The following is a 20,126-nucleotide window of genomic DNA, read 5'->3' as shown; positions in this document are numbered from 1 at the left end:
CAGCTCACCATTCCGATGAGCTGCGGCGCAGTCGGCGGTCGGGCTACAGGGTGAGCGCTCCGGCGCCGTCGAACGTCGCCTCGACGCCGAGCGGGTCGCTGGCGGTGAGGGCCTCGACGATCTCCGGGGCCTGCGAGCCGCCGACGGCGCGGCGACCGTCGGGCGTGAGGCCCATGGCGAACGCGATCGTCGGCGCGCCGGTGTGGTCGTAGAGCGCGGTGTGCGTCTCGACCGTCGCGGTGGCGGGGGCGCCGTGGGTCGTCTCGCGGCGGGGCTGGGCGTCCACCTCGGCCTGCACGTCGTGGTGCGCGAACGCGCGGGCGGGCACCGTCTCGGGGCCACCGAGCACGGCGAGGCCGTGCTTCGTCAGGTACCAGCCGACCGCGGTGCTGACCCCGAACGCGGCCGGGTCCGCGCGCAGCCGGTCGACGAGCGTCGCGAGCGCGTGCAGCACGTACCCGTTCGCCGGACCGCCCGCGAACGTCAGGCCGCCGGTGACGGTCGGGGCGCGCGACGGGTCGAACAGGTCGACGCCGAGCTCGCCCGCCGCGATCTGCACGGCCGACGGGAAGCACGAGTAGAGGTCCAGGTGCGCCGCGTCGTCGATCGCGATGCCCGCATGCCCGAGCGCCGCCCGGCCGTTGGCGGCGATCGCCGGGGAGCGGTCGAGCTGCCAGCGCTCGCTGACGAACCAGTGGTCGGCGGCGCCCGCGGTCGCGTGCACGACGACCCAGCGCTCGCGCGGGATGCCCGCGGCCGCCGCGGCCTCCGCGCTGGTCAGCACCAGGGCGGCCGCCTGGTCGACGGAGATGTTCGCGTTGAGCAGCTTGGGATAGGGGTCGCTGACGAGCCGGTTGTCCGCCGACGGGGTGCCGAGCACGTCGGGGTCGGTCGGGGCGTCCGGTGACCACGCGTAGGGGTTCTCGCGCGCGACCTGCGCGAACCGCGCCCAGATGCGGGCGGCGTGCGCGCGCTGCTCCTCCCGGGTTCGCCCCGCGGCGGCGCGCAGGGCGTGCTCGAAGAACGGGTAGTAGAAGACGGGCGCGAGCAGGCCCGCCGCCGTCTCCGCCGCGTTGGACGGCTCCTTGTCGGCGCCGACCGACCAGGTCGGCGTCACGTCCTCGCCCTGCTCGGGCCAGCCGGTCGAGGTGCCGCCGCGCACCGCGGCCATGAACGGCTTGAACGACTCGCCGAACGAGATCAGGGCGACGTCGAGGTCCCCGGCCGCGATCCGCGACGAGAGGTCCCCCAGTAGCGCGATCGGGCCGTTGCCGCCGCGCGCGGTGCGGACCGTCGCGCGCGGGCTGATCCCGAGCTCCTGCGCCATCACGGCCGCGGGATCCGGGACCGGCCACGAGAACAGGTCGATCGACGCGGCGACCTCGACCTTGTCGAGCAGGGCGTCCGCCCCGATCGACGCGGCGCAGTCGGCGATCGCGGCGCGCGCCGCGTCGGTCATGAGCAGGTGCGGCGCGGGCGGCGGGCCGTCCGCCGGTCGGTGCGTCAGCTGGGCGGCGCCGACGAGGACGGGGGTGCGGGGATCGAGCGCGGTCATGGAGAGTGGAGCGTACTGCTCCCCACTTTCGGTGACCGCGCCCGATGGCTCAGCCGATCCGCACGGCTGCGCTGCGCGCGGTGCGGATCGCGCGCGTGGTGCGCCGCAGCGTCCACGCGCCCACGAGCCGGGTGCCCACGGGCGTCACGACGGTGAGCCGCCGGCCGCGCACGACCCCGGTGCCGACGACCGCGCCGGAGGCCCGGCGCAGCTCGACCGCCGCCGCGGCCCGCCCGAACGGCGCGCGCGCCCCGCGCAGCGTCACCGTCCGCACGACGCCGTCGCGGCCCGCCGGGCCCGCGGGGCCGGGCGCGCCGGTCGCCCCGGCGGGGCCGACGGGACCCTGCGGTCCGACGGCGCCCGGCGCGCCCGTCGCGCCGCCCGCGCCGGTCGGCCCGTCGGCGCCGGTCGCGCCCGCGCGCGGCGTCACGACCTGGAGCGCGAAGCCGCCGAACGTGTTCGGCGTGCGGTCCGGTCCGGCGCCCGCCGGGTAGCCGCTCGGCGCGGCACCGTCGGTGCCCGGGAAGACGTAGCCGGTCTGGGCGACCGCGGGCACGAGCCCGGAGATGCGCACGGTGCCCTGGTCGTCGGCCGTCGTCGTGGCGGCGGACCGGTCGAGGGTGAAGACCGGCGCGGCGCGCGTGTACCGCGTCGTGCCGGGGGACGCGAGACCGGTCGCGTACAGGCGCGCGGTGCTCGTGCCGTCGAGCTCGACGACGGGGTCCTCGATCGACACGGTGAAGCCGTGCCCGTCCGGGGGCGGCGCCGAGGTGAACGTCAGCGTGCCGGCGAGCCGCACGGTGCCGGTGCCGGTCTCGGGGTCGTAGGTGCCGCCGATCGCCGGGAACGACCAGGTGACGGTGACGTCCGCGCCGCGCGGACTGGTCGGCAGGACGGTGTCCCCCCAGGCCCAGCCGCTCGGGGTCGCGGTGCCGCGCGGGGTCGCCGGGCTCGGGCTGTTGGTGACGTAGCCGACCCAGGTGCGGTTCTGGGGCGTCTGTCCGGCGGGGCCGTAGACGTTGACGGAGGTCCAGTCGAGCTGGCCGCCGATGACCGGCTGGGGCGCGGCGATCGCCGCGGGGGCGGTGAGGGCGGTGACGGCGAGCAGGCCGGCGCCGGTGAGCACGGGACGCGGGACGCGTCGACGCACGGGGCTGGGCATGGGTGTGGGTCCTGTGGTGGTGGGTCAGGGAGCGGCCGGCACCGTGAAGGTGAACGAGCCGTACGCGGCGCCCGCCGGGTAGAAGCCGGCGCCGATCGTGGTCGCGCCCGTCGCGGTCAGCCGCGCGGGCACGTGGGTGAAGGTGGTGCCGGCGGGACCGGTCGTGACGGCGTGGGCTTCGTCCATCCGCAGCTCGAGGATCTCGCGGTCGGTGAACGGCGTCGGCGTCGCCGGGCAGGCGCTGGACGGGCCGCCCTGGGCGGCGCGGCCGTCGGCGCGCACGGTGCCGGTCCGGCGGTCGGCGGAGAGGACGATCACGGGGTCGGCGGTCGCCTGGTCGATGCCGTGGGCGTCGAGCGCGTACTCGAGCGTGCCGGCGAGCCGCAGGCGCACGGTGCCGTCGGCGGGGCGGTCGACCGCGGCCACGGTGAGCCGGTGGTCGAAGGGGTTGGCGTCGTCGATCCGGCTCGCGCCGGCGGACGGGAACACGCCGGCCCGTCCGACGACGCACGGCGGGGCGGCCGACCAGCTGCCGCGGACGTAGGTGGTGAAGCTGCGCAGGCTGCCGCCGGCTGCCGGGTCGCAGGCGATCCAGTCCGCGGCGCCGACGGGGGTCGCGGGGCGGCTCGCCCAGCACGGGTCGGCGGTCGGGCCCGGCGCCGGCGTGGGCGCGGGGGTCGCGGTCGCCGTGGGCGTCGTCGCGGGCGCGGGGGTGGGCGTGGCGACAGGCGTCGTGGCCGTCGGCACCGCCGGGGCGGTCGGCTGCGCCGGGGCCGGGGCCGGGGTGGCGGGACGGGCGGGGACGGCGAGCGAGAGCCGGCCCAGCCGCGCGGTGCCCGGGGAGCGGCGCAGGCGCAGCGGTCCGCGCAGGGCGCGCGCGCCCGCCGCGGTGAGTCGCAGGACGGCGCCGTCGAGCCGCACGGCGCCGGTCGTCGCGTCGGTGCGCAGCGGTCGGCCGCTCGCCGGGGTCGCGCGGGCGAGGGTCACGCGGCGTCCCGCGACGGTCCCGCGCAGGGTCAGCGGGGACCGGGCGACCGCGAGGCGCAGTCCCGTCACGGTCACCGTGCGCGCCGCGCCGCGGGCCCGCAGGCGCAGCGCGCCCGCCAGCCGCAGCTCACCGCCGGCGACCGCGGTCACGGCGAGCCGTCGCGCGGTGGTCAGGCGCACCGCGCCACCGTCGCCGTCCGGCGTGATCGCCGCGGTGCCCGTCCCGGCGGCGTGCGCGGCGCCCGGGATCCCCGCGGGAACCGCGGCGACGAGGGCGAGGGTGGGGAGCAGCGACCGGGCACGCACGATGCGGCCGGACGCTACCAGAAGTTGTAAGGGTGACCTAACAAACGCCGGTTACGGCGGGCCCAGCACCCCGAGCAGCCGCCGCGCGTCCCCGGACACGGTCACGTGGATCGCGCCCGGCTCGCGCACCCACGCGATGAGGTTCAGCGCCGTCAGCCGGTCGAGGAAGAACTGGAACGCGCGCGCCTGCGCCCGCGACGAGTACGTGCGCGAGATGTCGAACGCGAAGCCCGTGGTGTGCAGCGAGTAGCTGCGCGTCGCCTCGATGTTGCGCCGCGTCAGCAGCCGCTGGTACGGCGTGTCCCGCACGCTCGAGGTGATCGTCAGCCGCGCGTCGTCGTCCCCCGCGAGCTGCCGCACGCCTGTGCCGATGTACGCGAGCACGGCGAGGGCCTCCGGGCGCAGCGCCCGGTACAGCCGCCGGGACTGCTGCAGGCGCGGCGCGAGCTCCCCCATCTGCGGGTCCAGCCGGATGCCGTAGCCGTCCAGCTCGTCCGCGTCGAGCGCGCGCAGCGTCCCCGCGGCCCGGGCCCGACCGAGCGCGAACGGGTCCTCGTAGATCGGGGTCGAGCCCTTGGGGTGCAGGACCTCCTCGGCGCTGTTCTTCGCCGTCTGCCGCGCGGCGAGCGTCCGCAGCGCGGCGGGGTCCGCGCGCCACGTGCGCATGATCTCCTGCGCGGCCCGGACCCGCCACAGGTACGTCGCGGAGTCGTCCCCGAGCGACGCGAGCTTCGCGTAGGCGTCCGGGTGGCGGACGGGGGTGCTGTCGAAGTACAGGCGCGCGTACGGGACGTCGTCGCCCTCCCCGAAGCGGCGCAGGACCTCCTGGAGATTGCCGACGCCCATGTGGTAGCCGGCGACGGCGAGGTCGAGCCGGTCGCCGAGCTGCTTGCGCGCGAACGCGAGGTAGCGGACCGTCCCCGCGAGCGCCTTCGCAGGGTCGAACCGCTCGTCGATCCGGCGGCGCAGCGCCACGCGCGCCGCGACCTTGCTGCCGCGCGCGATCCCGCGGGTCAGCCGCTCGCTGGCGCGCACGTCGACGCGCATGCCGAGCAGGTTCGTCCCCGTCTCGGCGAGGATCTGCGTCAGGCCCGCCGCGCCCTCCAGGTCGTCGGACACGCGCGCGTCCTCGCGGCCGGCGCTCTCCAGGAACACGATCGCCTCGAGCGTGTCGGGGTCGACGGTGCCGCCGTCCCCACCGGCGATCTCCTCGATCAGCGGCCGCCAGCGCGCGACGCGCTGCGCGGTCGCGACCGCCCCGCCCGGGGACTTCGCGTAGAGCACGTGCGCCAGACCGTCGGCCGCGGCGCGCTCCAGCGCTGCGCGATCGCCGTCGCGGTACGCGAGCGGGTCGGTGCCGCCGTCGGCGCCGCCGGACCCGGGGCGCAGCCCGCCGCCCGAGCCGTCGCGCAGGATCGCCGCACCGGCGACGACGAGCACGGCGAGCAGGGCGAGCGCGACCGCCACGTACGGGCGGGCGCTCCGCGGGGACCGGCGGGACGACACGCCCGGCAGCCTGTCAGACCCGCTGTCGCGTCCGCGTCACGCCCGCGGTCACTACCGTTCCGCGGAGATGGAGATCAGCGCCGACAAGGACCGCCTGGACCGGGACGTGATCCACCGCTTCCTCAGCGAGGAGGCCTACTGGTCGATCGGCGTCCCCCGCGAGCGCGTCGACCGCGCGATCGACCACTCCCTCTGCTTCGGCGCGTACGACGACGACGGCGCCCAGGTCGGCTTCACCCGCGTCGTCACCGACTACGCGACCTTCGGCTGGGTCTGCGACGTGTTCGTCCTCCCGGCCGCCCGCGGCCGCGGGGTCGCCCGGGCGCTGATCGCCGCCGTCGTCGCGCACGAGCAGCTGCGCGACGTCCGCCGGCTGATGCTCGCCACCGAGGACGCGCACGGCCTCTACGAGCAGCACGGGTTCACGAAGCCCGACGACCTCTACAAGTGGATGGTGCGACGACCGTGAAGCTCTACGTCTGCTGGGGCGCGTTCGCGACCCCGGTGCACGAGCACGTCTGCGCGAGTGCGCTGCAGGCGCTGCGCGACGCCGGCCACGACCCGGAGGTCGAGCGGACCTACTCGTTCGGGGCGATCCCCGGGGCGCTCCAGACCCCGGGACGCAAGCGCGTCCACGCGGGCACGGGCAGCCACTGGGTGCCCGCGCTGCAGCTGGACGACGGCACCTGGATCGGCGGCTCGAAGCGGATCGTCGCCTGGGCGCGCGAGCACCCCGCCGCCTGAGGCGCGCTCAGCGCACCCGCAGCACGAGGTCCCGCCCCGCGGCGCGGACCGTCACGACCCGGCCGCGCGTCGTCGTGCCCCGCACCGTCCGGCCGCGCGCCGCGATGCCGCGCAGCGCGTGCCGGGTGCTGATGACGCGCGGCGCGTAGGTGCCCTGCGGCGAGACGCGGAAGACGACCAGAGGCGTCACCGCGCCGGCGCGGCGGCTGCGCAGCAGGACCGCCATCTCCCGGGTGCCGTCGCGATCGAGGTCGACGCAGCGCACCGCCGCGATCCGGTACACGCGAGCCGCATCGCGCCCGCGCCCCTCGCGGGTCGACGCGAGCGCATCGCGCACGCGGCTGCTCACGAGCGCCGCGGTTGCGGCCAGTGCCCGGCCGCAGGTGCCGCCCCGCACCTCGACGGCGTCGACCGTCAGCGTCCGCGTGCTGGTGCTGCCCACCCGGTCGACCGCGGTGACGGTCAGCGGGTGGCGGCCCGCCCGCCAGCCGCCGTCGGGGGCGGGGACGGTGATCCGCAGGCGCGGCTGCGGCGTGCCGGGCGTGGTCGGCGACGGGGCGGTCTGCACCGCGGTGATCGTGCGGGCGCTGCCGCCCGCGGACGCGGGCACGGCGACGCGGACCTCGGCGACCCCGGACTGCAGGTCCTCGGCGAAGAGCTGCACGGACTGCGGCAGCGTCACCGACACGCGGCCCGCAGTCACCGCGGGGCCGGTGCGGTCGAGCGTCACCGGAGCGAGGACCTCGGTCCGGCGCCCGGTCGCGTCCTCGCTGCGGACCCGCACGCGGTACGACCCGTCGGGCGTGGCGATGCCGCGAAGGTTGCGGCCGTCCCAGGCCACGGGCACGGTGCCCGCGGGCAGGTCGGTCGGCGCGAGCGGCCGCGCGACCACGAGCTCGCCCGTCGGCGGCAGTACCGTCACCTCCAGGCGCGAGGGCTCGTCGAGGTCGACGCTCCCGATCGCCCGCGGCGTCGCGTTGGTGAAGGGCGATGGGAAGCGCAGGTTCGACACGGTGGCCGGCAGTGCGCGCAGGCGCGCCTCCCAGATCGGGAAGCCGTCGCGGCGCGCGATCGTGACGGTCCCCGTGCCCGAGCGGGTGCCGAGGCGCACGGCGACCGGGGTGGCGGAGTCGACCGGGGCGCCGTCGACGGTGACCGCCCCGTCCTCGGTGACGACGTCGGCGACGACCGTGGCCGGGCGGGTGAGGGTGAACGGCAGGGTGCTGACCGCGTCGGACCCGACCGCTCCGACGTAGCTGGTCGGCAGGGCCGGGATCGGGTGCAGGCGGATCTCGTAGCGGGTGTCGCCGGCGGTCTCCGGGCAGCTGACCGCGAACGGGCGCTCCGTCCTGGCCCGCGCGGGCAGCGGGGCCCACAGCACCTCGCCGGCGCCGACGCGGACGCCGTCGATCGTGACCGCGGAGGAGCCGGCCGCGAGCGCGGCGACCAGCGGCGTGTCCACCCCGGGACCGGAGAGCACGGTCCCGGTGGTCGACGGGTCGCAGGTGCTGCTCAGGGACGAGACCGCCTGCAGCTCCCCGGCGGCCGCGGCGGCGGGCAGGGTCAGCAGGGCGACGAGCGCGGCGGGGACCGCGGCGGGACGGACGGACGGCGACAAGGGGACCTCGGGATGTGGGACGTGGTCGGAGTGCGCCGACTGTCGAAGTTTCCTCGCCGCCGACCCCGCGCGCAAGCGGGTGCCGGGTCGCACCCCGGTGATCCCGCCCGCCCCGAGGAACCTACGCGCCTGTAGATTGCCGCCATGCCCGGCACCGTCCCCGTCCCGCCGCCGATCGACGGCGTCCGCCGCTCCTACGTCGACGCGCGCGGCGTGCGCTTCCACGTGACCGAGGCCGGCGACCCGGACGGCCTGCCGATCCTGTGCCTGCACGGCTGGCCGCAGCACCACCTCGGCTACCGCGACCTGCTCGCCGACCCGCCCGCCGGGCTGCGGATCATCGCCCCCGACCTGCCCGGCTACGGCTGGTCGGGCCCGGCCCGGCACCGCTGGGAGAAGGAGGAGGTCGCCCAGGACCTGCTCGCGCTGCTCGACGCGCTGGGCCTCGAGCGGGTCGGCCTCGTCGGCCACGACTGGGGCGGCTACATCGGGCACCTGCTCGTGCTCGGAGCCCCGCAGCGGTTCACGGCGTACCTGGCGCTGAACATCGCGCACCCGTGGAACACGCCGAGGACGCTCGCCCCGCACCTCTGGCGCTTCTTGCTGTACCAGCCCGTGATGGCCGCGTTCGGCCGTCCGCTGCAGCAGCGCACCGGCTTCCTCCACCTGCTGTTCCGGATCGCGGTGAAGAACCGGGAGGCGTTCGGGCCCGCCGACGCCGCCGTGTTCGTCGACCGCTTCCGCGACCCGGTCTGCGCCCGCACCGGGCAGGCGACCTACCGCACCTTCCTGCTGCACGAGCTGCCGCGCCTGGGTCGCGAGCCCGAGCAGCGCCGCTCGACCGTGCCGACCGTCACGCTGTTCGGCGACCGGGACACGGCGATCGACGCGTCGCTCGCCGCCGCCGAGACCGCCCAGGCCGACGACTACCGGCTGAAGCTCGTCCCGGGCGCCGGGCACTTCATCGCCGACGAGCGCCCGGACCTCGTGCGCGCCGAGGTGCTCGCGCTGTTCGCGCCCGGCGCTCCGTGAGATGACGCACACGCGCGCGCGCGGGAAGTCCCCGCGAGCGCGCAGCGCCGTATCTGGGGCATGGCCTCCACCTCCTACCGGCCCGCCGCGATCTCGCTCGACGCGGACGCGCTGCGCCGCTACCTCGACGGTCCGTACCGCGAGGTGCGCGAGCTGACCCGGCGGATCCTCTCGCAGCCCGAGCACGCACCGGTGCAGGGGCTGCCGACCGACGAGTACCGCGAGCTGGTGCTCGAGCGCATGCGGATGCTGGCCGCCGAGGGCCAGACGGGCATGGGCTTCCCCGTCGAGTACGGCGGGGGCGGCGACGTGGGCGCGTCGATCGCGGCGTTCGAGACGCTCGCGCACGGCGACCTGTCGCTGCTCGTGAAGTGCGGCGTGCAGTTCGGCCTGTGGGGCGGCGCGCTGCTGCACCTCGGCACCAAGCGCCACCACGACCTCTACCTCGAGCAGACGATCCGGGCCGACCTGCCCGGCTGCTTCGCGATGACCGAGATCGGGCACGGCTCCGACGTCCAGTCGCTCGGCACGACCGCCACCTACGACCCGAAGACCGACGAGTTCGTGATCAACACGCCCGACCGGGCGGCGACGAAGCACTACATCGGCAACGCCGCCGTGCACGGGCGCATCGCCGCGGTGTTCGCGCAGCTGATCGTCGGGACCGAGAAGCCCGGCGTCCACGCGTTCATCGTGCCGCTGCGCGACCCGGACGGCACGCCGCTGCCCGGCGTCACGATCGAGGACTGCGGCGAGAAGATCGGCCTCAACGGGGTCGACAACGGGATGCTCTCCTTCGACCACGTGCGGATCCCGCGCGAGGCGCTGCTCAACCGCTACGCCGACGTCACCCCCGAGGGCGTCTACGAGAGCGACATCGAGAACCCGAACCGCCGCTTCTTCACGATGATCGGCACCCTGATCCAGGGGCGCGTGTGCGTCGGCGGCGCCGCCGGCAACGCGGCGAAGAACGCGCTGACCATCGCCGTCCGTCACGGCCTCAAGCGCCGCCAGTTCGGCCCGCCCGGCGGCGAGAGCGAGACGCTCCTGCTCGACTACCGCACCCACCAGCGCCGCCTGCTGCCGCTGCTCGCCAAGAGCTACGCGCTGCACTTCGCGCAGGAGGAGGTCGCCGCGAAGCTCCACGTCGCGTTCAGCGGCGGCGAGTTCTCCGAGCGCGACCAGCGCGAGCTCGAGTCCTACGCGGCCGGGCTGAAGGCGATCACCACCTGGCACGCGACCGAGACGATCCAGCAGTCCCGCGAGGCGTGCGGCGGCTTCGGCTACCTCGCCGAGAACCGCTTCGCGGCGCTGAAGGCCGACACCGACGTCTTCACGACGTTCGAGGGCGACAACTGGATCCTGTACCAGCTCGTCGCCAAGGGCCTGCTGACCGACTACAAGGACCAGTTCGCGTCGATGGACCAGCCGGCGCTCGTGCGCTTCGTGGCCGGCCAGGTCGTCGAGACGGTCGTCGAGAAGTCGCTCGCCCGTCAGCTGATCGGCGCGCTGGTCGACGTGCTGCCCGCCTCCGACGACGAGCGCGAGCTGCGCGACCGCGGCTACCAGGGCGAGCTGCTGCGCTGGCGCGAGGAGCACATCCTCGCGAGCGTCGCCCGCCGGCTGAAGTCGGGGATCGACAACGGGTTCGACCCGTTCCGCGTCTTCAACTTCTGCCAGGACCACGTCATCCACACCGCTCGCGCACACGTCGAGCGCAAGGTGTTCGACGCGTTCGTCGCCGGCATCGACCGCTGCGAGGACCCGCAGCTCAAGGAGGCCCTCGGCCAGCTCTGCGACCTCTACGCGCTGAGCACGATCGAGGCCGACCGCGGCTGGTACCTCGAGCACGGCCGGCTCACCACGCAGCGCTCCAAGCGCATCACCACCGAGGTGAACCTGCTCTGCATGGACGTGCGCGAGCAGGCGCGCGAGCTCGTCGACGCGTTCGGCATCCCGGACGAGGTGCTCGCCGCGCCGATCGCGCTCCCGTAGGACCACCCGGCGCCCGGGCCCCGATCGTCGGGGACCCGGGCGCACCGGCGTGTTCGGACACACCGTCCGTTTGGCAGGATGCGGGCCATGCCCGAGCGCGCCCTCGTCGTCTACGCCAACCCCGAGCCGACGTCGTTCGGCGCGGCGCTGCGCGACCGGGCGGTCGCCGAGCTGCAGGCCCAGGGCATGGAGGTCGCGGTCTCGGACCTCTACGCGATGGGCTTCGACCCGGTGGCCCGCGGCGAGGAGTTCTCCAACCGCCGCTTCGACCACCGGCTCTGGTACGACCGCGAGCAGCAGCACGCCGTCCGCACCGACACGCTCTGCGACGACGTCGCCGCCGAGGTCGAGAAGCTCCGCGCCGCCGACCTCGTCGTCCTCGTCTTCCCGCTGTGGTGGTTCTCGGTCCCGGCGATCCTCAAGGGCTGGTTCGACCGCGTGCTCGTCAAGGACGTCGCCTACGGCGGCGGTCGCCGCTACGCCGAGGGCGGCTTCGCCGGCAAGCGCGCGATGCTCGTCACGACGACGAACGCGTGGCCGGGGATGCTCGCGCCCGACGGCCTGATGGGCGACGTCGAGATCGTGCTGTGGCCGCTGCAGAACGGCGTGCTCGGCTACACCGGGTTCGGCGTGCTGCCCGCGCTCGTGGCCAACGCGGTCGCGTTCGTGCAGGACGACGACCGCCACGCGATCCTCGACGACCTCGCCGCGCGGCTGGCGGACTGGCGGACCGCCGAGACGATCCCGTTCCACCACGCCGGCGAGGTCGGGGAGGACTGGCGGCTGCGCGAGGACGTGGAGATCCGCGTCATCGGCCACCGCCGCGCCTGACGCGCCGGGGACTACGCGTCGAGCACGACCTCCGCGGCCCGGCGGATCGTCGCGGCGTCGCCGCTGATCATCAGCGTCGTGACGACCGAGTCGCGCCACGCCTCGAGGTCGTGGCGGATCTTGTCGGCGGGGCCGATCAGCGCCATCTGCTCGACGAGCGCGGTCGGGATCGCGGCCGCCGCCTCGGTCTTCTTCCCCTCCAGGTACAGGGACTGGACCTCGTCGACGACCGCCTCGTAGCCCATGCGGATCGGCACGTTGGCGTGGAAGTTCTTCGTCTTCGCGCCCATGCCCCCGAAGTACAGGGCGTACATCGGACGCAGCAGGTCGGCGGCCTGCTCGACGTCGTCGTGCACGATGACCGGCACGGTGGCGGCGACCTCGAAGTCCTCGCGCGAGCGGCGGGCGCCCTCCCGGGCCCACCCCTCCTCGAGGTTGGGGAGGTACAGGTCCTCGGCGTGCGGCGAGTAGAACAGCGCGAGCCAGCCGTCGCACAGCTCGGCGGCGAGCGCGACGTTCTTCGGGCCCTCCGCCGCGAGGTAGATCGGGATGTCCTCGCGCAACGGGTGCACGGTCGACTTCAGCGGCTTGCCGAGCCCGGACGGGCCGGGCAGGCCGAGCGTGTAGTGGTCCCCCTCGAAGGTGACCGGTCCGCGCCGCGCCCAGATCTCCCGCAGGATCGACACGTACTCGCGCGTGCGGGCGAGCGGCTTGGCGAACGGCTCCCCGTACCAGCCCTCCACGACCTGCGGGCCGGACACGCCGAGCCCGAGGATGAACCGTCCGCCGCTGAGGTGGTCCATCGTGATCGCCGCCATCGCGGCGGCCGCCGGGCGGCGCGCGCTCATCTGCATGATCGCGGTGCCGAGCTGCACGCGCTCGGTGCGCGACCCCCACCAGGCGAGCGGGGTGAGGACGTCGGAGCCGTAGGACTCCGCCGTCCAGATCGAGTGGAAGCCGAGCCGCTCCGCCTCGGCGATCGACTCCTCGACGCCGTGCGGTGGGCCGGAGCCCCAGTAGCCGGTCTGCAGGGCGAGCTTCAGGTCGCGGGCCATGCCGCGACCGTACCGCCCCCGGCCGGTCAGGTCCGCGGGCGGTCGTCCACCTTGATGTCGAACGCTCCGTCGGCGTCGGTGAAGGTCACCGTCGCGCCGTAGGTCTGGGCGTCGACCGTCACGTCGCAGCGCACGGTCGCGCCGGCCTTCAGGTCGACGCGGTCGGGGCAGGAGACGAGGTCGGGTGCGCTGCCGACCTGCCGCTCGAGCGCGTCGGCGGCCCGCTGCTCCAGCGAGCTGCCGGGGATGTTCGCCGAGGTGACCTGCCAGCGGATGCGGCCGTCGTCCTCCTCGCTGGTGACCGTCACGGACACGAGCAGGCGCACGTCGCCGTCACGGGTCATGCGGCACGCGCCCCGGGAGCCCTTCGTGCCGGGGATGTCCTCGTCGCAGTCGATCGACGCGACCTTCGCCCCGGGGACCTGGGACTCGAAGCCCGTGCGGATCTCCGACTCGATCTTGTCCGCGTCGACGGTCGCCTCGCCGCAGCCGGCGAGGCCGAGCGGTACGAGCGCGACGGTGGCGAGCAGGGCGAGGGGGCGGCGCATGCGGCGGGAGACTACGCCTCCCGCCGCAGATCCGCCCGGGTGACTCAGGCCGGGTTCGCGCCCGGCGCGATCTCGCCCGGGTAGGAGCCGGGGGTGGCCTGCGGGTCCGGGGTCGCCGGGCCGGCCGGGCCGGTCGGCGGCGTCGGCGCGGGACCGCCCGGGCCGCCCGGGCCGCCCGGGCCGTGGTGGCCGCGACCGCGGCCGAAGAACCGGCCGGGGCCGCCCTGGCCGGAGGCGAACTCGTCGAAGTGCTCGTCGAACTCCTCGAGCACGTGGTCGCGCTGCGCGTCGGTGATCCTCTTGTCGGCGACCCGGTCGGCGAGCGTCTTGGCCAGCGCGGTGCGCGCCGCCTTCTTCACGTCGGCGAGGTCCTTGTTCTGCGCCTTGGCGATGGCGGCGAGCGTCGTGCCGGAGCGCAGCTGCTCCAGCAGCTTCTCGCGCGTCAGGCCGAGCTCCTTGGCGACCGCGTCGGCGGCGCCGCCGAGCGGGCCGAGTCCGCGACCGGGGCCGTGACCGGGGCCGCCGGGACCGCCCGGGCCGAAGCCGCGACCGGGACCGCCGTGCGGGCCGCGCCCGGGCAGGCCGAGCACCGTGCCCTCCTCGGCGCGCCGCTTCTTGATCGCGTCGGCCTGCGCCTGCGTGAGCTTGCCGTCCTTGACGGCCTGGTCGAGCTGCGCGTCCTGGGCCTTGCCGAGCGCGTCCTTCAGCTCCGACGGCGTGACGTTCAGCCGCTTCGCCGCGTCGGAGAGGACCTGTGACTCGGCCTCCTTGCGGTCGTCCTTGACGGTCGCCGCGACGGCGGCGGCACCGCCGGCGGCGAGCGCGACGGCGGCGGTGCTTGCGACGACGATGCGTCGGGTGATCATCGAGCCTCCTGCTGGGGATTGGTGGGTGGTGCGAAGAGATCGGGGCGCGCCTGGTGGACGCGGGCGAGAAGGAGCAGCAGCACCGGCGCGATGCAGATCACGAGCAGCGCGGCGAACCACGGCTCCGTGACGTCGCTGCCGGAGCCGATCACGTGGACGGTGCTGAGCAGCCACGCGACGAGCGTGAACCGGTGCAGGACCTTCCAGCGCTCGCCGAGCAGCTTCTTGGCGTACGGGGCGAGGCTGAACGCGGCGAACGCGAAGCCGCCGAGGATCCCGAGGCCGGTGAACAGCGGCCGGTAGTCCATCGTGAACGGGACGAGGATGCCGCTGAGGCCGGGCTTCAGCCACGGGTCGTAGAGCAGCGCGGCCGCGTGCACGACGATCGCGACGAGGGTGGCGATCGCGAGCGTCTCGTGGACGGTCTTGAACGTCTGGGTGCGGCCCGGGCCGCTCGCGAGCCGGCCGCCCATCGTCAGCCCGAGGCTGACGGAGGCGCTGGCGCAGACGATCGCGGCGGTGCCGGCGGCACGGCTGGTGATCCAGAGGAGCTGGGGGTCGGTGGAGGCCATGGGCTCAGTGGGGTCGGGGGAGACGGACACGGACGGGACGCGGGACGACCTGCACGTCGCCGCCGGAGGTGACGACGACGCCGCCGTGCGGCAGCGCGCGACGCGCGCGGGCGGGGCCGAGCAGCAGCGCGGTCTTCGCACGGACCTCCGCCTCGAGCGCCGTCGGGGCGAGCGCCGTGACCTGCACGACGCCCGTGTCGGCCGGGCGGCCGGTCCGCGGGTCGACGAGGTGGTGGGCGTCCGCGCCCGTCCCGGTGGTCGTCCAGGCGCGGCGGGTGGTGCCGCTGGTGGCGACCGCGCCGCGCGCGACCTGCAGCTCGTGCACGGTCTCACCGGGGTGGAACGGGTCGCTGATCGCGATCGACCGCGGCACGCGGGCGCTGCCGCCGATCCGCAGGTCGCCGCCGCAGTCGACCGCCCAGGCGGGCAGGCCGGCGAGCAGCTCGCCCGCGAGGTCGGCGGCGAGGCCCTTGCCGATCCCGCCGCTGTCGAGGCGCACCCCGACCGGCCGGACGACGTGCTCGCCGTCCACGCCGACGCGGCGCCAGGCGCCGTCGGCGGTCCAGGTGGGTGCGGTCGCGGCGCGGGGGTCGTGCGCGGCCGTGGGGTCGAGGTGCTCGCGGTACCCGGCGGCCTCGACCGCGGGCAGGCAGGTCGCGTCGACGAGCCCGTCGGAGCGCTCACCGGCCTCGCGGACCGCGGCGGCGAAGCGGCGCAGCAGCGGCGAGGCGGGCACCCGCTCGCGCGGGTCGGCGTTCAGGTGCGACAGCTCGCTGTCGTCCTCGAACCGGGTGAGCCGGTCGTGGATCTCCAGCAGCAGCGCGCGGGCTCGCTCCAGGGCGACGGCCGCGTCGGCCTCCTGCTCGCCGGCCCCGGTGGCGCGGACGCCGACGGTGCCGCCGAAGCAGGGGAAGCGCAGCTCGTGCCCGATGGCGGTCGCGGTGCTCACGACTGCCCCGAGGTCATCGGCGCGGCGGGGACCGACGCGGAGGAGTCACCCGCGGTGCTGCCGCTGTCGTCGGACCAGCCCTGGTCGGTGCTCGTGTCGTCGGACCAGCCGTCCTCGGTGGTGCCCGAGTCGTAGGTCTCGTCGCTCCAGCCGTCGTCGGTGCCGGTGGTGGACTCGACGGCGCGGCTGGTGTCGGTGGCGCCGGTCGCCGGGCTCGCGGCCTGCGTGCTGGTGCTGGAGGAGCTCGCGCCCTGGGCGGGCACGAACAGCGCCAGCCAGGCGGCGAGGAAGACGCCCACCGCTCCGCCGGCCGCCCGCAGGCGGAGCGTCCGCAGACGCCGGGCGCGCGCCGCGAGACGCTCGCGGGCGACAGCGTGCGGGTCCCGCGGCTGGGGGGTGGGCCGGACGGAGTTGGGGGAGGGCATGCCGTACACCGTGCCGGGATGGTGTGCGATCTCCCTCAGGGAACCCTGAGAGTTCCGTCAGAACGGGCGTATCGTTGCGGGCATGGACTCCCGCACCGCCCGTGACCGCCTCGAGTACCGCGCCGCCCGGGCGCTCGCCGCGCTGTCGCCGCGCGCGCAGGTCCGGCTGTCCGGCAAGCCCGCCGTGTCGCTCGACGGGCAGGCGCTCGAGCCGGAGATCCAGCTGACCCTCGCGATGCTCGAGCGGCAGAACCTGCCCGGGATGGAGACGCTCCCGCCCGTGCAGGCGCGCGCGCAGATCCGCCGGCAGGCCCTGGCGATCGCCGGCAAGCCGGTGCCGGTCGGCGCCGTCCGCGACCTCGAGGTCGACGGTGCGCAGGGCCCGCCGCGCGCGCGGCACTACGCGCCCGCGGAGAGCACGACCGGCCCGCATCCGCTGCTCGTGTTCTTCCACGGCGGCGGCTTCGTCGTCGGCGACCTCGACACGCACGACCAGGTCTGCCGGCTGCTGTGCCGCCACGGTGGCGTGCACGTCCTCAGCGTCGACTACCGGCTGGCGCCCGAGTGCCCGTTCCCCGGCCCGGTGGAGGACGCGGTCGCCGCGACGCGTTGGGCGCTCGCGCACGCGCAGGACCTCGGCGCCGACCCGGCCCGCGTCGCGGTCGGCGGCGACAGCGCGGGCGGCAACCTCTCGGCGGTCGCCTGCCACGTCCTCACGCGCGCGGGCGAGCAGGCGCCGGTATTCCAGCTGCTGCTCTACCCGGCGACCGACGGGGCGGGCGAGTACCGCTCGCGCGAGCTGTTCAGCGACGGGTTCTTCCTCACCGAGGCGCAGATGGACTGGTTCAAGGACCAGTACGTCGCCGACGCGGACCCGCTCGACCCGCGCCTGTCCGTCCTGCGCGCCGACGACCTGACGGGCCTGCCGCCCGCGCTCGTCGTGACCGCCGGGTTCGACCCGCTGCGCGACGAGGGCGAGGCGTACGCGCGGGCGCTGCGCGACGCGGGCGTGCGCGTCGCGCTGCGCCGCTTCCCCGGCCTGATCCACGGGTTCGCGAACGCGGCGACCGTCAGCCGCGTGTCGCGTGACGCGCTGATCGAGGTCGCGGGCGCCACGCGCGCGCTGCTGGCGATGGTCTCCGCACCGGTCGCGGAGCCGGAGGTCACGGCAGGCTGAGAACCGGGGTGGTGGGCGGCGGTAGTGTCGCCCCATGCCCCGATCCCACGTCGAGACCACCGCCGGACCGGTCGCCGCGAGCGACCTCGGCCGCACGCTCGTGCACGAGCACCTGCTGACCGTCAGCGAGGTGGTCCGCACCGAGTGGCCGCATCTCGCGGACCGGCCCGCCGAGGAGGAGGCGGCGCTCACGCAGGTCCGCAACGCGCAGAAGCACGGGGTGCGGACCTGGGTCGACCCGGCGGTGATGAACCTCGGCCGCGACGCGGGCCTGGCCAAGCGCGTCGGCGAGCAGACCGGCATGAACATGGTGCTCGCGACGGGCGCCTACGTGTACGAGACGCTGCCGCGCTACTTCCGCTTCCGCGACGGCAGCGCGCTGGCCGACGCGTTCGTGCACGACCACGAGCACGGCATCCAGGGCACGGGCGTGAAGCCCGCGTTCCTGAAGTGCGCGGTCGACGAGCACGGCATCACCGAGGACGTCGAGAAGGTCCTGCGCGCGGTCGCCGACGCCCACCGGCGGACGGGCCTGCCGGTGATGAGCCACTGCCGCCTGGGCGGCACCGCGCTCGGCCCGGAGGGGCCGATCCCGCCGTCGGACGAGGAGCGCGCCCGCGCGCTGGAGCAGACGCTGCGCCAGATCGAGATCCTCGTCGACGAGGGCGGCGTTCCGGCGAACGCGGTGCAGGTCGCGCACGTCGGCGACTGCGACGCGCTCGACCCGATCGAGCGGGTGCTCGAGACCGGCGTGTGGATCGGCATGGACCGCTTCGGCCTGGACATCTTCAACCCGTCCGCGCGCCGCAACGAGGTCGTCGCGGAGCTCGCCTCGCGCGGGTACGCCGACCGGATGATGCTCGGGCAGGACAGCTGCGCGACGATCGACTGGTACCCCCAGGAGGTCCTGCAGATGCTCGCGCCGCGGTGGCACGCGACGCTGATCTTCGAGGAGGAGATCCCGGCGATGCAGCAGCTCGGGGTGACCGACGAGCAGCTCGCGACGATGCTGGAGGCGAACCCGGCGGCGTGGCTGTCGGCGTGACCGTCCGCCCCCGGCGGCACTGACGACGCCCGGGCCCCGGGAACCCCAGGCGCGGGCCGACCGCGTCGTGGGGTTCCCGGCGCCGGTCACCGACGCCCGTCGAGCAGCGGTGCGAGCAGCGCGACGACGCGGTCGGGCCGCTCGAACACGTCGTACCAGCGCAGTCGCACGACGGTGTACCCCCGCCGCCGCATGGCGTCGTCCCGGCGCTGGTCGCGTCGGCGCTGCCTGCGGGTCCGGTGACCGCGGTCCCCGTCGGTCTCCACGATCAGCCGCAGCGCCGGCCACAGGAAGTCGTGGAGGATGCGCGACCCGTCGCGGAGGCGGTCGGGCTGCTGGCAGATCGGGCGGGGCCATCCCTGCGCGTCGCAGATCGCCAGGAGCCGCTCCTCGAGCTCGTTCGCGGTCCGGGTCGTGCCGGGCACGTGCTCGCGCAGCACCGCGCGCAGGACGGCCGCACCCGGGTGGTCGGCGGCCTGCTCGAGGATGCGCTCGAGCTCCCACCGTCGCCACGAGCCCCGGAACGCCGCCTCGTCCAGGATGCGCTCGAGCCGCCGCCGGGCCCACCCGGCCCGCGCGAGGTCGTAGACCAGGCGGGCGACCGTCGTGCACGGGAGCCCGCCGATCTCGGTCCGCTCGTGCGGGGCGAGGTCCATCCGGTGGACGGTGAGCGTCGCGCGGCGCGGGTTGCGGGCCCGCGGGACGGTCACGTGCAGCGGGAGTCCCTCCCCGTCGCGGCGCCGCAGCAGCCCGGCGTGGACGGCGAGCGCCTCGTGGCTGAGGACCGCGCCGGCGCCGCAGGAGAGCACCGCTGCGCGGAACGCCGTGGTCGGCTGGAGCTCGTCCTGGGGGAACGCGAAGACGTCGTGGTGGATCTCGACGAGGGTCCCGGCCTCCAGGCGCAGCCGCAGGGACGCGGGGGTCACCTTGGCTGCGCGGAGCGCCTTGCGGGTCGTGATCCCGCCGCCGTCGCGGATGGTCCGCGCGATGCGGATGTCGACCGGTGTGGGCACACCGGGGAGCCCACCGGACGTCGTGTCACGGCGCTACCACCAGGTCGTCGCGGAACCGTGACCACGCCGTGGAACGTCGCGACACACCCGGCCGCACTCTCAGGTTCCCAGGCCGGTGAGGACCAGGGCCTCGCAGTGCCTGGTGAAGCGGGCGACGAGGGCGGCGTCCACGTCGGAGCCCGTTGCCGCGGCCATCCAGGTGCGCGCGCTGAAGAAGAACTCGCACATGCCGACGAGCGTCGCGAAGAACAGCGCCGGGTCGACGCCCGCGCGGAAGTCGCCGGTGGCCGCTCCCCGCTCCAGCAGCCGCGTGTGGAACGCCAGCAGCGGCTGCGCGAACGCGGCGGCGAGGCGGCCGTCGGGGTCGCCCAGGCGCTCGCCGAGCGCGACCGCGTACGGGTAGTGCAGGTAGTTCTGGATGACGCCCGCGACGTGGCGGCGCAGCGTCTCGACGGGCGTCAGCCCGAGGGCCTCGAGCGCGTCGAGCTGCGCGACGACGCCGACGACCGTGCGGTCGAGCACCGCGTCGAGCAGCTGCCGCTTCCCGCCGAAGCAGTAGCTGACCATCGCGACGTTGACGCCCGCCCGCGCGCAGAGCTCCGCGACCGACGGCTCGGTGCCACGGCGCTCGACCAGGAGGTCGTGCGCCGCGTCCAGCAGCTTGGCCCGTGTGACGTCGACCGGCTCACCCACGGCGCAAACTCTCCCACAGAGTTAAACGATCATGTAAGAATCGTCGG

The 20,126-nt window shown here is 75.4% G+C and carries 20 protein-coding genes; 7 read left to right on the top strand and 13 right to left on the bottom strand.

Translation table 11 applies throughout. The features are described from left to right. Positions 1-43 precede the first annotated feature (43 nt). From GKE82_RS14040 to GKE82_RS14025, 4 genes are read right to left on the bottom strand one after another with little or no spacing between them, the layout of a single operon-like run. Complete coding sequence (locus GKE82_RS14040) at positions 44-1,555, bottom strand: acetyl-CoA acetyltransferase (RefSeq protein ID WP_154733726.1); 1,512 nt, start codon at positions 1,553-1,555, stop codon at positions 44-46. Positions 1,556-1,604: 49 nt separating this feature from the next. Then, on the bottom strand, positions 1,605-2,717 hold the full coding sequence (locus GKE82_RS14035) for an HtaA domain-containing protein (RefSeq protein WP_154733725.1): 1,113 nt from the start codon (positions 2,715-2,717) through the stop codon (positions 1,605-1,607). Positions 2,718-2,741: 24 nt separating this feature from the next. Next, the gene (locus tag GKE82_RS30825) at positions 2,742-4,010 is read right to left on the bottom strand and encodes an HtaA domain-containing protein (RefSeq protein WP_154733724.1); all 1,269 of its coding nucleotides are present in this window, start codon (positions 4,008-4,010) and stop codon (positions 2,742-2,744) included. Between the two features lie 51 nt (positions 4,011-4,061). Then, the gene (locus tag GKE82_RS14025; RefSeq protein WP_196189233.1) at positions 4,062-5,516 is read right to left on the bottom strand and encodes a DUF5715 family protein; all 1,455 of its coding nucleotides are present in this window, start codon (positions 5,514-5,516) and stop codon (positions 4,062-4,064) included. A gap of 67 nt (positions 5,517-5,583) precedes the next feature. Between GKE82_RS14025 and GKE82_RS14020 the strand changes: the two genes are divergently transcribed. Together GKE82_RS14020 and GKE82_RS14015 are read left to right on the top strand one after the other, a co-directional pair. Further along, on the top strand, positions 5,584-5,985 hold the full coding sequence (locus GKE82_RS14020; RefSeq protein WP_107567498.1) for a GNAT family N-acetyltransferase: 402 nt from the start codon (positions 5,584-5,586) through the stop codon (positions 5,983-5,985). Continuing rightward, positions 5,982-6,260, top strand: coding sequence for a hypothetical protein (locus GKE82_RS14015; protein WP_154733722.1), 279 nt, complete (start codon positions 5,982-5,984; stop codon positions 6,258-6,260). The genes GKE82_RS14020 and GKE82_RS14015 overlap by 4 nt, the downstream gene beginning before the upstream one ends. Positions 6,261-6,267: 7 nt before the next feature. Here the strand turns inward: GKE82_RS14015 and GKE82_RS14010 are convergent, their stop codons facing one another. Beyond that, entirely contained in the window at positions 6,268-7,878 is a 1,611-nt protein-coding gene (locus GKE82_RS14010) for a FlgD immunoglobulin-like domain containing protein (protein WP_196189232.1), read from the bottom strand. A gap of 144 nt (positions 7,879-8,022) precedes the next feature. On the opposite strand from GKE82_RS14010, the gene GKE82_RS14005 reads away from it, so the two are divergent. The 3 genes from GKE82_RS14005 to GKE82_RS13995 all read left to right on the top strand — a co-directional run bounded on the left by GKE82_RS14005 (position 8,023) and on the right by GKE82_RS13995 (position 11,736). Next, positions 8,023-8,910 carry an alpha/beta fold hydrolase gene (locus GKE82_RS14005; protein ID WP_154733720.1) on the top strand — a complete coding sequence of 296 codons (888 nt, stop codon included), beginning with the start codon at positions 8,023-8,025 and terminating at the stop codon, positions 8,908-8,910. A 60-nt stretch (positions 8,911-8,970) separates the two neighbouring features. Then, positions 8,971-10,905 (top strand): acyl-CoA dehydrogenase, encoded by a 1,935-nt coding sequence (locus tag GKE82_RS14000; protein WP_154733719.1) that lies wholly within the window; start codon positions 8,971-8,973, stop codon positions 10,903-10,905. An 87-nt stretch (positions 10,906-10,992) separates the two neighbouring features. After that, positions 10,993-11,736 carry an NAD(P)H-dependent oxidoreductase gene (locus GKE82_RS13995; RefSeq protein WP_196189231.1) on the top strand — a complete coding sequence of 248 codons (744 nt, stop codon included), beginning with the start codon at positions 10,993-10,995 and terminating at the stop codon, positions 11,734-11,736. Positions 11,737-11,747: 11 nt separating this feature from the next. Here GKE82_RS13995 and GKE82_RS13990 read toward each other — a convergent pair whose 3' ends face one another. Genes GKE82_RS13990 through GKE82_RS13965 form a run of 6 tightly spaced genes read right to left on the bottom strand, consistent with a single transcriptional unit; the run spans position 11,748 to position 16,151 of the window. After that, the gene (locus GKE82_RS13990; RefSeq protein WP_196189405.1) at positions 11,748-12,779 is read right to left on the bottom strand and encodes an LLM class F420-dependent oxidoreductase; all 1,032 of its coding nucleotides are present in this window, start codon (positions 12,777-12,779) and stop codon (positions 11,748-11,750) included. Between the two features lie 38 nt (positions 12,780-12,817). Continuing rightward, entirely contained in the window at positions 12,818-13,339 is a 522-nt protein-coding gene (locus GKE82_RS13985; protein WP_154733716.1) for a DUF4333 domain-containing protein, read from the bottom strand. Between the two features lie 44 nt (positions 13,340-13,383). Beyond that, positions 13,384-14,205, bottom strand: a complete 822-nt coding sequence (locus tag GKE82_RS13980) for a hypothetical protein (RefSeq protein ID WP_154733715.1) — start codon at positions 14,203-14,205, stop codon at positions 13,384-13,386. Further along, positions 14,202-14,777 (bottom strand): ferric reductase-like transmembrane domain-containing protein, encoded by a 576-nt coding sequence (locus GKE82_RS13975; protein WP_107567489.1) that lies wholly within the window; start codon positions 14,775-14,777, stop codon positions 14,202-14,204. Before GKE82_RS13975 ends, GKE82_RS13980 begins: the two co-directional genes overlap by 4 nt. Before the next feature lie 4 nt (positions 14,778-14,781). Continuing rightward, positions 14,782-15,726 carry an FAD:protein FMN transferase gene (locus tag GKE82_RS13970; protein WP_154733714.1) on the bottom strand — a complete coding sequence of 315 codons (945 nt, stop codon included), beginning with the start codon at positions 15,724-15,726 and terminating at the stop codon, positions 14,782-14,784. Then, complete coding sequence (locus GKE82_RS13965) at positions 15,723-16,151, bottom strand: hypothetical protein (RefSeq protein WP_154733713.1); 429 nt, start codon at positions 16,149-16,151, stop codon at positions 15,723-15,725. Before GKE82_RS13965 ends, GKE82_RS13970 begins: the two co-directional genes overlap by 4 nt. An 82-nt stretch (positions 16,152-16,233) precedes the next feature. Here GKE82_RS13965 and GKE82_RS13960 point away from each other — a divergent pair, with 82 nt between their 5' ends. Both GKE82_RS13960 and GKE82_RS13955 read left to right on the top strand, forming a co-directional pair. After that, positions 16,234-17,328: an alpha/beta hydrolase gene (locus GKE82_RS13960; RefSeq protein ID WP_154733712.1), complete on the top strand. Its 1,095-nt coding sequence runs from the start codon at positions 16,234-16,236 to the stop codon at positions 17,326-17,328. A 34-nt stretch (positions 17,329-17,362) separates the two neighbouring features. Continuing rightward, positions 17,363-18,373, top strand: coding sequence for a phosphotriesterase (locus GKE82_RS13955; protein ID WP_154733711.1), 1,011 nt, complete (start codon positions 17,363-17,365; stop codon positions 18,371-18,373). Between the two features lie 86 nt (positions 18,374-18,459). Here GKE82_RS13955 and GKE82_RS30820 read toward each other — a convergent pair whose 3' ends face one another. Continuing rightward, complete coding sequence (locus GKE82_RS30820) at positions 18,460-19,386, bottom strand: DUF559 domain-containing protein (RefSeq protein WP_154733710.1); 927 nt, start codon at positions 19,384-19,386, stop codon at positions 18,460-18,462. A 99-nt stretch (positions 19,387-19,485) separates the two neighbouring features. Beyond that, positions 19,486-20,079, bottom strand: coding sequence for a TetR family transcriptional regulator (locus GKE82_RS13945; RefSeq protein ID WP_154733709.1), 594 nt, complete (start codon positions 20,077-20,079; stop codon positions 19,486-19,488). Positions 20,080-20,126: the final 47 nt, after the last annotated feature.

Source organism: Conexibacter sp. W3-3-2 (assembly GCF_009707605.1).
In the GTDB taxonomy this organism is placed as follows: domain Bacteria; phylum Actinomycetota; class Thermoleophilia; order Solirubrobacterales; family Solirubrobacteraceae; genus Paraconexibacter; species Paraconexibacter algicola.
Note: the sequence above shows the minus strand (reverse complement) of the source record. Positions and strands in the feature narration are given on the sequence as shown.